The organism is Streptomyces sp. NPDC059649, from assembly GCF_042734445.1.
Classification (GTDB): domain Bacteria; phylum Actinomycetota; class Actinomycetes; order Streptomycetales; family Streptomycetaceae; genus Streptomyces.
In genome coordinates, this window is the sequence record NZ_JBHWDV010000025.1 from 67,847 (window position 1) to 79,887 (window position 12,041).

Sequence of the window (12,041 nt, forward strand, 5' to 3'; positions counted from 1 at the left end):
CTACTTGGCTCCTGGGAAGGTAGGGCGGGGACCACTCCACCGGCTGGACCGGCTCAATGGGCTCGACCGGCACCACCGGTACGGTCCCCGCCGTCGGTCCTCAGTCGGGACACTTCTCCTTGATCTTGTATGTCATGGCCTTGGGGTAGTCGTGGCGGGCGAGCCTGATCTGGGCCAGGGTCGGTCCGGTGTTGATGGTGTCCTCCGGGTTGGCGATGCGGTCCAGCAGGGCGGCCAGCTGCCCGTGATTCTGGATCTGCTCGCCGGTCATCGGGGTCTTCTCGGATCCGAACACCTCGGCCAGGCGGTCGTAGTTCCAGGGGTGGAGGACGTTGTAGAAGTCGGCGCCGTCGGACGTCCGGCCCTTGTAATAGCAGGGGTTGACCAGCATCTGCTCGATGCCGTAGAAGCCCTCGTTGTCCAGCACGAAGATCACCGGGTTGAGCAACTGGCGGACGTGGGTGGAGAGTTCCTGGCAGGTCTCCTGGAACGATCCGTCGCCGACGAACACCAGCGGGCGCTTGTTCCGCCGCTTCCTGGCGAGGGCGATCCCGGTGGTGGCACCGACCGAGTAGCCGATGGACAGCCAGCTGTTCTGTGCGATGTACGAGGCACGCTCGGGCATCCGCAGGTTCATCGAGCCGATCAGGGCGAACGCGGCGTCCGAGATCACGGTGTAGGGGGTGGTGGCGCCGGTGCCCGAGCCCGTGGTCTGCTCCTGGAGGAACGCGCTGATGTGCTCGAAGAAGCTGTCGTAGGTCACCGGCAGGTCCCCCGGCTGGTCCGAGGAGCTGAGGCCGGACAGGTAGGCGTCCGTGCTCGCCGGTACGTCCAGGCCCTGGTCATGGGCGAGCGCGAAGGCGTCGGCGGCCAGACCGCGGTGGCCGTAGCGTTCCCGTAGGGCCTTCTCCAACTCCTCGATGAAGTGGGCCAGTTGGACGCTGGGGAAGTACCGGGCGCCGACGCTGACGCCGTCGCGCACGGCGACCGCCCAGTCGTCGCCGAGCGCCTGCTCGCCGCCGAGGTTCTTCGACGTCGACCAGGTGCCCAGGCCGATCCGGCAGCCGTGTGCCTTGAAGGTCTCGCGCACCTTGGGATCGCTGGCCTTGCCGTTGTAGACGCCGGAGAAGCCCGGGGTGTTCTCGGAGACGACGGACTTGGCACCGATGGTGGTGCAGAACGGGATCCCGGTGTTCTCCACCAGTGCGGTGAACTTTTCCTCCAGCCGCTGGCGTTCGATCTCCTCACCGGCCCACAGGATGGGGTTGCGGTGCCGGTCGATCAGTTCCACGGTGGCCTTGACCGCCGCCTGGCACATCTCGTCGTTGCGGGCGGTGTACGGGCGCACCCGGCGTTCGATCGTGCCCTTCGGTTCGGGGCAGGGCGCCTTCCAGACATCGTCCATGATCTCCAGGTAGACCGGCCGGCGCTCGGACAGGCACGCGGTGAGCGCGGTGTCGATCTGGACGGGAGCCAGCGCGGCGTTGGAGATCACCTGGGCGTCGACGGTGACCTGGCGGTAGACGTCCAGATTGCTCTCGCGGCGCTGGCTCATGTGGGAGGTGAGCAGGCCGATCGCCTGGTAGTTGAGCCACTGCTCGTAGGACGGGGCCGCGTTGATGGCGACCAGCGGTACGTTTTCGACGTAGGCGCCGCCGATGGGGTTGAGGAGGTTGAAGGAGCCGACGCTGTAGGTGACGGCGACTGCGCCGATGCCCACCTCGCCCTGGTCCGGGTCGGCGTCGGCGGCCTTGGCCCGGGCGTAGGCGTCGGCGGCGTAGCCGGCTCCCACTTCGGTGGGGGTGCCGACCCACCGCACGTCGGTGGTCTCCTGCATGATCGACAGGAAGGGGCCGAGATGGTCGCCCGGCACCCCGAACAGGTGGGTGACGCCGAGCTGTTGGAGGCGGGTGGCGAGGTAGCGGCCCACGTTCCATGAGCCGGTCTTGGTGGTCGTCATGACGTCAGAACCTCCTGCTGACGGTCGGCTGCGGCCGGTTCCATGGCGGCGAGGTCGGCCGGCCGCGGCGTCTCGTGGACCGCGATGGCGGCGGCCACGGCGGTCTCCACCGCGCCCTCGATCCAGGCGTGCTTGAGGGAGATGTGTTCGCCGGCGAAGTGGATCGGGCCCTCCGGCAGCATCGCGTCCAGATGGAAGCTGGTCATCTGGTGCGGGGTGTAGACGGCGGCCTCGCCGAAGGCGTACGGATCGCGCAGCCAGCTCTGGGTCCGGCCGTGGAAGGTGTAGAACGCCTCGATGCGGCGGCCGTGGAGGGTCTGGAGGTTGCGCAGGGCGTAGATGTAACGCTCGTCGTCGTCCATGGAGTCCCAGCGCGCCGCGTCGTCCGACCAGCTGTAACTGGCCAGGACCACGCCGCCCTCGCTGCCGGGGACGGGATGGGAGGGGTAGTACATGAAGCGGTTGGGGTTGTCGGTGGTGGAGCCGCCGCCGTAGACATGACTGGCTTCCCGGACCGGCGCCTGCTGTAGCGACCAGTTGCGGTAGTGCTTCAGCTGTGCCTCGCTGATCTGGGTGTCCGCCACCCCGCTGAGGAGGCCGAGCGGCCCGTGCGGGGCGTTGCGCAGGTGCTCCGGCATGGCCCGTGCGGCCTCGGCCTCGTCCTCGCCCTGCTGCTGGTACCACCGGTACAGGTCTTCGCCGAGCTCCCGTTTCCAGTCCTCCTCGGTGAACTCCCACCAACGGCGGGAGAATTCGAGCAGTACCTTGGTGGCCTGGTCGTAGTGGGTCTCGATGATGGCGCGGCGCTTCTTGTACGAGAACGGTGGGTTCACGCGGGTGAACCGGAGGCTGGAGAAGGGGACGGTGACGATGGCCACGTCGCCTTCCCACGTCTGCGGCGGGGCCTGGGGGTCCTGCTCGCTCACCGTGTCGATCTGCACCCGGTGCCCGGACGACCGGGTGACCCGGCTGTTGGCGCCGTCGCTCCAGGGGTCCAGATATTCCAGGCGGGTCATCCGCTGACCCATCTGGATGTTGTCCTTCAGGCCGTCCGCGAGCCGGTAGGGGAGTTTCCAACTGCCACCGTCGATCTCCCAGTAGGTGGCGTTGGGGTTGATGTCGCTGCGTCCCAGGAAGGTGTGGAAGAAGGCCAGGTGGAGGCGGGAGGTCATGTTCTCGATGGTGCCGATGGCCTCGATCGCCTCGTCGCTGAAGCCCGCGTACTCCCGGAGAAAGCGGCCCATCGAGTAGCCGTCGAAGTCCCGGATGACCCGGGCCCAGCCCTCCAGCCACTCCTCGAACGGTTTGTTCTCGCGCTCGCCGTTGGCCTTGAGCACGGAGTAGTAGTCCCGGACCGGTTCCAGGGCCTGGTGGACCAGTTGGGACACCTGGGTGCACGCCTCGCTGCCGGAGAGGTTGAAGCCCTCGTTGACGGGGCGTGGATTGAGCGCGTAGTCCCTCCTGCGGACCTGGACGCGGTTGGTGCGGATCCAGGTGCGGTTGGCCTTGTTCGGAGCCTTGAATGCGGGGCTCTCGTTCCCGTACTGCCACTTCTCGTTGTTCTTGAAGGAGTTGTAGACGACCGGGGGGACGGGCACGTTCTCGCAGCCGGTGCCCGGTTCGATGTCGACGTTGTAGAACAGCCTTCGGGACAGGCCGAGTTTGTCGATGAGGGCCAGGGTGAGCGGGTGGAAGTCCGGAATCCGCATCGCCCCGGCCTCGGCGTACTGCTTCTCGTCCCAGAACGCGGGATGCTTCGGGTCCTCGGTACGGAAGGTCTTCAGCCGGCCTCCCACCCGGTTGGCGTTGGCCTCCAGGATGGTCACCTCGTGGCCGGCGTTCTTCAGCAGGTGACCGGCGACCAGGCCGGCGATGCCGGCGCCGACGATCAGGACGCGCTTGCGCTCGGCGGCGCTGGTCGGGGGCAGACCGTTGTCGATCAGTGTCTTGAGATAGCGCAGTTTGAGGTCTTCGTCGTTCGGGCCGATCAGCAGCAGGGCACGGGCGAGCTGCCGATGGAGTTCCGAGGGAGGTTCGGGTTGGGGGCCGTGGCCGTTGCTGGACGGGGGAACGGTGGGGACGGTGAGGGGGCTGTTGTCCATGCGTCGCTTCCTACGTCAGAGGTGGGGGGTGCCGGATGAACCGGAGGGAGGGGCCCGTCAGCTTCTGGGCAGTGGATCGCCCGCGGCGGGGTGGCGGAGCGTGGTGACAGGCCGGCGTCCCGCCCTCGGCGCACTGCACGGAGCGGGACGCCGGGTGGTCCTTGTCGGACGCGGCCAGGACGTCTCCCTGGGTCTCCCGGGACATACGCAGCGGGGGGACGACGGGGAGTTGCATGACGGGCGGCTGCTCAGGGCGCACCCGGGTTGTGGTCATGCGGGAACTCCTCGTGGACGGGACACCGGGGAATCACAGTGGTAGGGCCTGGCGCGACAAACGTAGCCACGAGAAGGCATGCATACCTTTTATGAATATTCCGGACATAACGGAAAAGCTCAAACGGCATGCGCCAGTCGAGGGTCCACGCCCAGGCGGGCGTGGGCGAAGCGGAGGGGCATACCCCGACCAGCGGGATCGGCAGTCGCCCGCGGGCGTGAGGCGTTCACGCCGCCGCGAGGAGGAAGAAGGGGCCGCCGCAGCGTGCCTGGCGGGCAGCGTGCCTGGCGCGCAGCGTGCGTGGCGGGCAGGGTACTTTCTACTGAGTTCTGAGGGTGAGCCGCTTTTCGAACCAGTGGTGGGCATAGGGCTCGTCGTTGAAGGCGGGAACCTCGGTGTACCCGCTGTTGCGGTAGAGACGGGTGGCCGCTTCCAGGGCTTTGTTGGTGTCGAGCCGCACCAGATCGCTGCCGTGTCGTGCGGCGCGGTTTTCGAGTTCGGAGAGGAGCCGCCGGGCCAGGCCGAGCCCTCGGACGCGGGGGCAGACCCACAGCCGTTTGATCTCGGCGGGTGCTCCGGCGGGCAGTTTGAGGCCGGCGCAGGCCACCGGCTCACCGTGCAGCCGGGCGACGAGGAACAGACCGTGCGGCGCGCGCAGTTCACCCGGGTCGGGCAGCAGACTGTGTGCGGGGTCGAAGCCGCCCTCGAAGAGCTCCCGCAGCTCGGCGGCGTAGGACCGCAGGCAGTGCGCGGCGTCCGGGTGCTCGGGGTCGATCACTTCCAAGGACACCACCGAGGCGGTCAGCAATCGCTCGACCTCGGCCATGGCCGAGGTCAGCTGGTCCCGCTGCCGGGCATCGAGCGGGGCGAGAAGCGATGCGGCGAGCGCATCGCTGCGGTCGTCGAGAAGAGCGCGCTCCTGCCGCCCCGCCTCGGTCAGCCGCACGGTGCGTACCCGCCGGTCGCCGGGGTGGGGCTCGACGACGACGAGGCCATCGCGCTCGAGCGCCCGCAGCAGCCGGCTCACATAGCCGGAGTCGAGGCCGAGTCGAGCCCGTACGCTGCGGACGTCGTGCGTCCCCTCGTCGCCGATCTGCCAGAGCAGCCGGGCCTGCCCGTAGGGGCGTGCGCCGCCCAGATAGTGGTCGTGCAGCACTCCCACACGCTCGGCGACCGCCCGATTGAAGCGTCGTACCTGCTCTACCTGCTCTACCTGCTCTACCTGCTCCATCGTCATTCTCTGACCTTAGTCAGAGAAAGGTGACGGGCAAAGAGGTCGAGGCGAGGAGTCCCGTGCCGCGCACCCAGCTCGCATGGGCCAGCGCCCGCTCTTCGGCGAGGTGCCCGGCCGCCCCGCCGGGAGGTCGTACGCCGGGCCGCCGCCGCGCACCGTCGTTCTGTCCGGGGAATGGTCAATCATTAGGCCAATCCAAGCCGTGTGCTATTAAATCCATGTCATTGCATGGCGCGCGGGGGTCTGTATGGTTTCTTTCGAAGGTCGTCTGCGGGGTCGGGCGGCCGAGCTGGCGGAGCTGTCCCGGTTGGCGGAGTCCACACTCGCCGGCGTGGGACAGGCCGCCTTCGTGGTGGGAGAGGCCGGTCTCGGGAAGACCGCGGTACTTGAACAGGCCGCGGCGGACGCCGGACGCAGAGGCATACAGGTGCTTTCCGCGAGCGCCCCGAACCTGTCCCAACCTTGCCCGTTCGCCGTCATCTCCACCTGCTTGAGGCTGGAGGAGTCCCCCTCGGACGAACGGCGGGCGCAGGCCGCCCAGGTCCTGCGCGGCGATGCCCGCTACGGTGTGGCGGGCGCCAGGAGCGAGGCCGCGGGGGCGGATGCGGCGACGATCGGGGCGATGGTCGGGCTGGTCGAGGACCTGTGCGCGCAGCGGCCGTTGGCCCTGTTCCTCGACGATCTGCAGTGGGCCGATCCGGCGAGCCTGGCCGTGCTGCACAAGCTGGTGCGCTCGGTGCATCAATTGCCGCTTCTCGTGGTCGGCGCCCATCGGCCCGTGCCAGGAGCGGAGGGTGTCGCCCATCTGTCGCGGAGCACGATCGCCGGCAACCGCACCCTGTTGGAACTGGCCCCCCTGGACACCCCTGCGGTGGCGGCCCTGCTCGCAGACCGCTGCGGCCGGGAGGCCGGTCCCCGACTGCGGCGGATGGCCGAGGGAGCTGCCGGAAACCCGCTGTACCTCACGGAGTTGGTCGCCGCGCTGCGGCGCGAGCACGCCATCGAGGCCGGCACAACCACGGCGGAGGTCGCCGCCACCTGTGCGCTGCCGACTCTGACCGCGCTGGTCACGCACCGGCTCCGCGATCTGCGCGAGGACGTGCTGCAGATGCTGCGCATCGTCTCCGTACTGGGCGCCGGCTGCACCACCGCCGAACTCGCCGCGGTCATGGACATCCCGCTGCGCGACCTGCTGACCACCATGGCGGAGGCCGAGGCGTCCGGAATCCTCAACGACACCGGCCAGTGCCTGCGCTTCCGCCATGAGCTCATCCGGAACGCGCTGTACGACGCCGTGCCGGGTTCGGTCCGGGCCATGCTGCACACCAAAGCGGCGCAGCGGCTCGCCGAGGCCGGCGCGGCTCCGGAACGCGTTGCCGAGCACCTGCTCAACGGGGTGCCGAGCCCGAAATTCTTGATCACCTGGCTGGAAGGATCCGCCGCCCGGCTCACCACCCGGGCCCCCGCCATGGCGCTGCGGCTCCTCACCACGGCGTTGGAGATCGGCGACCCCGCGGACGCCGGCTACGGCAACCTCCGATTGCACCACGCCGTCGCGCAGCTCTCCTGCGGCCATCTCGCGGAGGCGGAGGAGAGCGCCCGTTCCGCCCTGGCCAAGACACCTGACTCCGGGCTGGAATCCGTACTGCGCTGGATCATCATCCAAGCCGCGTTCGCCCGCGGCCGACCCGACCTGGCGCTGGCGGAGGCGCGGGCCGGATACCGGAGCGCCGGTGTCCAGGCGATCGAGCGGGTCCAGTTCCAGGCGTTCAGCGCGGTGTGCCTGTTCGCGCTGGGCGACCTCGCCGAAGCCGGCGCCACGGCCTCACGCGCTCGGGCCGCCGCCGACGAGGCCGGTGACAGCTCCGCTCTGGCCAGCGCCCTGCACGTACTGGCCGCCAAGCGCTTCATCGAAACCCCCGACGCCGAAGCCGTCGAACTGGCGCGGCAGGCCTCCCGCATCACCCCCGACACGATGCACCCCGCCCAGTGGCTGGGACTGCAACTCTCCCTGGTCAACTGCTACATCGACCTCGACCTCGGGCCGGAAGCCCAGCGCACCCTCACCGCCGTACGAGGACCGGCGGAGCGCATCGGCGGGGTGTTCCTGCCCTGGCACCACCTGTCCTGCGCGCTCCTCGCGTTCCACACGGGGCGCTGGGACGACGCGCTGGCAGAGATCGAAGCGGGTCTTGACTGCGGGGACCAGGCCGCGATGAGCCGGGCGCTGCGGGCGATGGCGGCGGTGATCGCCGCACACAGAGGCCAGCGCCCCCTCGCCGAAGCGCACTTGACGGCCGTGCCGCCCGAGCTCGACAACGCGACGGTCGCCGCCTTCTACGAGTATCTGCCGATGTGCGCCGGCGCCCTGTTGGACGAGGCGCGGGGCGATGGCCGGCGCGCGTACTCCCGACTCGCCAAGGCCTTCGACGAGGGCGTCGGCCATCTGCCCGGCCAGCTGATCCTGGGCTTCCTGACCCCCGATCTGGTCCGACTCGCCCTGGCCCAGGGGGATCACGACAGCGCACGGCGCTATGCCGCCGCCGCGCAACGCCGGGCCGAGGACAGCGGTGGCCTCTACCACCTCGGTGACGCCTACCGCTGCGAAGGTCTGCTGAGCGGGGACCCCGATCTGCTCATGGAGGCGGTCCGCTGCTACCGCAACGCACCGCGGCCACTCAACGCGGCACATGCCTGCACCGATGCGGCCGAAGCGCTGGCCCGCCGAGGGCGTCTGGACGACGCCCGCGTCCTGCTCGACCAGGCGTTGGAGACGTTCACGCGGCTCGGCGCGGTCCGGGACGCGGCGCAGGCGACATCCCGGCTGCGGGCGGTCGCCGTCCGCCGTGGATCGCACCGGGCCCGAACCGGCGCACGCGACGGCTGGCAGGCACTCACGCATACGGAACGCCTGGTCGCGGAGCTCGTCGCCGAGGGGTGTTCCAACCCCGAGATCGCGGCTCGGCTGTCCATCGCCCGAAGCACGGTCAGTACCCATGTGTCCAGCATCCTCAGGAAGCTGGCGATGACCTCGCGGGTCGAGATCGCCGCCGAGGTGACCCGCCGGCAGCGGTCCGGGCGGTCGCCTTCCCAGGACTGAGCCGTTCCCCTGGGGCCGGGGCGCGCGGGCCCCACGCGTTGTTCCCCGGCTCCGTCCACGGAACCGGGGAACCGTCCGACGGCGGCGTGCCGTCAGATCATGACAGGGCGCGCGAAACGCCGGTCACCGGTTGTCGACGCACTCCTTGGCCAGGCTGTCGCTCGTGCACAGCACCAGGTTGCTGCTGAGATCGTCGGTGCCGTCGACGGCGGGGAGCGTGGCGGTTCCGTCGCCGGACCACTTGTCACCGAGGTCGTTGGTGAACGTCCACTTGCCCGTCACCGTCTTCATCAGCTGGCCCCGCATCGCCCAGCTGTAGTTGTTCGGCTTCACGGATATCTTGTTGGCGTCGCTGACGGTGTTGGTCTGGGTCCAGGAGTGCTCGTAGCGAGCGCTGATCGCGCTGCTGACCTTGACCGAGACGACCTCGATGTTGACCCCGACCTCGCTGGTGACGGTGATGGAGCTGCCCACCGTGTTGGTCTCGGACGAGGTCTGCGTCCAGGTGATGGTCCGGTCCGCCGGATCGGTGCTGTTGTTCCACACGTTGGAGCTGACCCGCTTGAGGTTCCCCACGGACGCCACGCTGTCGCCGGTGACCGTGTAGTCACAGGACTTGATGATGCTGGAACTGTTGCTGCACTGCTTGAGGGCGTACGCGGTGGCCAGATCCGACAGGGTGGGACCCGTGTAGCCGGGGCTGGGCGTCGGCCCGATGATCCACTCCTGGTTGCTGTTGCCGTGGCAGTTGGAGAGGCCGACCGTCGCGCCGTCGTTCCCGCTTCCTCCGAACACGTCCATGCACTGGTTGGTGTTGACGTTGCGGATCAGGTAGTAGCCGCCGCCGGCGTCCGAGGGCTGCAGATACCAGTTCTGCTTGGTATTGGTCTGGTCGCAGTACACCGGCTCGACGAGGTGGTTGTTGTCGGTGTTGAAGTCGAGGCACTTCTGCGTCTTGTCGTTGCGGATCAGGAAGCTCCCGTCACCGTTGGGCACGATGCTCCAGTTCGCCATCGGCCGCTTGTTGACGACGATTTCGGTCCCGTAATCGGGCGAGTCCTTCGCCAGATCCAGGGACGGCGCGAGTCCGTCTGCCTGGGGCAACCGCGGTGACAGGGACAGGCCCGCCAAGGCGGAGGTGTCCGCATGGGCGGTTCCGGTGGTCAGCGGAGACACCGACGTGGCGAGCGTGGCGAAGGCGACCGCGGCGAATGCGGCCAACGTCCGCCGCACCGGCCCGTGTGGGGTCGACTCGGTGATCATGATGGGTCTGTTCTCCTTCAAGCAGTTCTTGCCTGCCGGACCGGTTTCCGACGACCGGCCCCTGTGGCCGCAGCAACGCAGCAACCTCGTCCCGGACCGTTCCAAAAGGGAGGCGAGGAAGCACTCCGCTCCCCCTGGCGGTGGCTCGCGGCGGCGGTGTCAACGTAAGGGCCGCCACGCGCCGTTACATCCGTCAACTGACGGAGGCTTGCGGGGCGGTGCGGCGGCGGAAGGAGAGGGGCGCTCGTGACCGACGGCGGACCGGGCACTCCCCTGCCCACTGGGCCTCGTCGATCTTGACCTGAGCGACGAGGGGACCGAGGGACATCGCAACGAAGACCCGTGCTAGAAGTTTGTCGCATGTGGGTTCAGCGAGTGATCGAACTGACCGGGTGGGAGCCGCTCGGGATCTCCGTCGGCTGGGCGGCGATCGAGGGAGAGCTGGGGGTTCCGCTGCCGGCGGACTACAAGGAGCTCTACGAGGCGTTCGGCGGCGGCGTCTTCAGCGATTCCCTCTACTTTCTGGGACGCGACGAGGGCGTCTCGTTCGACTTCCTGGCCCAGTGGAGGGTCTCCCTGTCGGTCGACCAGGACAGCAAGTACGGAAACGTCTCCGCCGTCGCGCCCTATGCGATCTACGCGCCGGGCGGCAAGGGACTGGTGGAGTGGGGCTCCACCGAATGGGCCGACGAGTACTTCTGGCTGATCGATGCCGAGCGGCCGGGCGAGTACCCCATCCTCGCGCGGTCCAATGACATCGGAGCATGGCACCGGTACGACATGTCCACCTCGGAGTTCCTCTACCGCATCCTCGCCGACGCCGATTTCCAGCCGTTCGGGATGGCGCAGTACGACCTCGGCACGACGTTCGAGCCCGGCTCCACCGAACGATGAGTGACGGCTGTCGCGTCCGGAGCCGAGCTGGGAGACGCCTCCCTCAAGGGGCGGTGGCCCCACCCTCGGCCAATTGACTCGCTGCTTCGGCCAGCGCGGCGGCCAGCCGTGAGCGTGCCGTCGGGGAGTCGCGGACGTGGTGGCTGTTCTCGATGTGCAGGAACGGGACGTCATCCGCTGCGGCCGTGCGTGCCTGGACGTTGGTGGTGCCTTCCAGGCGACCGCAGTCCTGGTCCCATGCCCGGCACACCGTGAACCCGGCGGAGGACAGCAGGCGGGCCGCCGCGCGCACCCGGGGGCCCGCCTCGCCCGGCCCCGCTGACACCACCACGTCGTTGCCCGGCGAGCTGTCGTCGGCGAAGCCGTGCACCTGAATACCGGGGATCCGACGGGCGGCCAGCACGGCGCACACGGCGTTGAAGACGGAATCCTGACGGTGCGCCACATCTGCCGCGTTGCCCCGGCCCGCGTCACGGGTGGCGCCCGCCAGCACCAGGACCCCGCCGGGCGCCCGGGAGAACAGCTCCGCGCCGAGCAGTTCGGTGTCCTGGTCCGACACCGGGTGCGGCACCTGTGCGCTCCATTGCACACGCCGCCCCAGATCGACGAACACCTCGCCCCAGCCGCGGAGTTGCGCCCCCCGTCCGGTGGCCTCGGCGACCTGGGCGACCACCCGGTGCGAGCCCGCCAGACGCACGGTGCGCACCGTGTAGCCGGCCTCGGACAGCGGTCTGCGCGCCGCGTCGAGTCTGCCGTCGACGATGTCCGCGATGCCCTCGCTCACCTGCGCGCGTTCGGCGGCGTCGGGGATCCGGTACGCCTGGTCGGAGGGGAAGTGCCGGACGTACCCACGGATGTGCTCCTCCAGGTCGATCGTCGGCGCGTCGGCCGGGGGCCCGTGCGCGGCTCGGAACACGAGGGTGATGAGCGTCGCCGCAGCGCACAGGGCGAGTAGTGCGGCGACCGCGAGGGAACGCCGGTTCCGCAGCTTGCGCACATCCCGCTTCGCAGCAGTGATCAGGGTCACTGTCTCACCTGTCCTTTGGTCTCAACGCCCGGATATGTCCCGCCCTCTATAAGGGAGCAAGGAATGCTCAGGAAGGTTGATCGCCTATGCCGGCTGCCTTACCCGCCGCGCCGCAACCGAAGCCGGTGCGGCGCAAGCGCGCAGACATGCCCCTCCTCGGGGGCGTCCGACCCCCCATAGCCGCAAT

Annotated in this window: 7 protein-coding genes; 2 read left to right on the forward strand and 5 right to left on the reverse strand. The window is 69.0% G+C overall.

Going from position 1 to position 12,041, the window contains the following annotated elements:
• Window positions 1-100 precede the first annotated feature (100 nt).
• The 3 genes from ACFV1J_RS24210 to ACFV1J_RS24220 all read right to left on the reverse strand — a co-directional run bounded on the left by ACFV1J_RS24210 (window position 101) and on the right by ACFV1J_RS24220 (window position 5,573).
• A complete protein-coding gene (locus tag ACFV1J_RS24210; protein ID WP_385861193.1) occupies window positions 101-1,960 on the reverse strand; it encodes an alpha-keto acid decarboxylase family protein in 1,860 nt (619 codons plus the stop codon).
• A complete protein-coding gene (locus tag ACFV1J_RS24215) occupies window positions 1,957-4,062 on the reverse strand; it encodes a flavin monoamine oxidase family protein (protein WP_385861195.1) in 2,106 nt (701 codons plus the stop codon). Before ACFV1J_RS24215 ends, ACFV1J_RS24210 begins: the two co-directional genes overlap by 4 nt.
• Before the next feature lie 593 nt (window positions 4,063-4,655).
• Window positions 4,656-5,573, reverse strand: coding sequence for a GNAT family N-acetyltransferase (locus ACFV1J_RS24220; RefSeq protein WP_385861196.1), 918 nt, complete (start codon window positions 5,571-5,573; stop codon window positions 4,656-4,658).
• A 244-nt stretch (window positions 5,574-5,817) separates the two neighbouring features.
• Here ACFV1J_RS24220 and ACFV1J_RS24225 point away from each other — a divergent pair, with 244 nt between their 5' ends.
• Complete coding sequence (locus ACFV1J_RS24225) at window positions 5,818-8,670, forward strand: AAA family ATPase (protein WP_385861197.1); 2,853 nt, start codon at window positions 5,818-5,820, stop codon at window positions 8,668-8,670.
• A gap of 123 nt (window positions 8,671-8,793) precedes the next feature.
• On the opposite strand, the gene ACFV1J_RS24230 is transcribed toward ACFV1J_RS24225, so the two are convergent.
• Window positions 8,794-9,933 (reverse strand): RICIN domain-containing protein, encoded by a 1,140-nt coding sequence (locus tag ACFV1J_RS24230; protein ID WP_385861198.1) that lies wholly within the window; start codon window positions 9,931-9,933, stop codon window positions 8,794-8,796.
• A gap of 360 nt (window positions 9,934-10,293) precedes the next feature.
• On the opposite strand from ACFV1J_RS24230, the gene ACFV1J_RS24235 reads away from it, so the two are divergent.
• The gene (locus ACFV1J_RS24235; RefSeq protein ID WP_385861200.1) at window positions 10,294-10,827 is read left to right on the forward strand and encodes an SMI1/KNR4 family protein; all 534 of its coding nucleotides are present in this window, start codon (window positions 10,294-10,296) and stop codon (window positions 10,825-10,827) included.
• A 43-nt stretch (window positions 10,828-10,870) separates the two neighbouring features.
• Here ACFV1J_RS24235 and ACFV1J_RS24240 read toward each other — a convergent pair whose 3' ends face one another.
• Entirely contained in the window at window positions 10,871-11,854 is a 984-nt protein-coding gene (locus ACFV1J_RS24240; protein WP_385861201.1) for a hypothetical protein, read from the reverse strand.
• Between the last annotated feature and the right edge of the window lie 187 nt (window positions 11,855-12,041).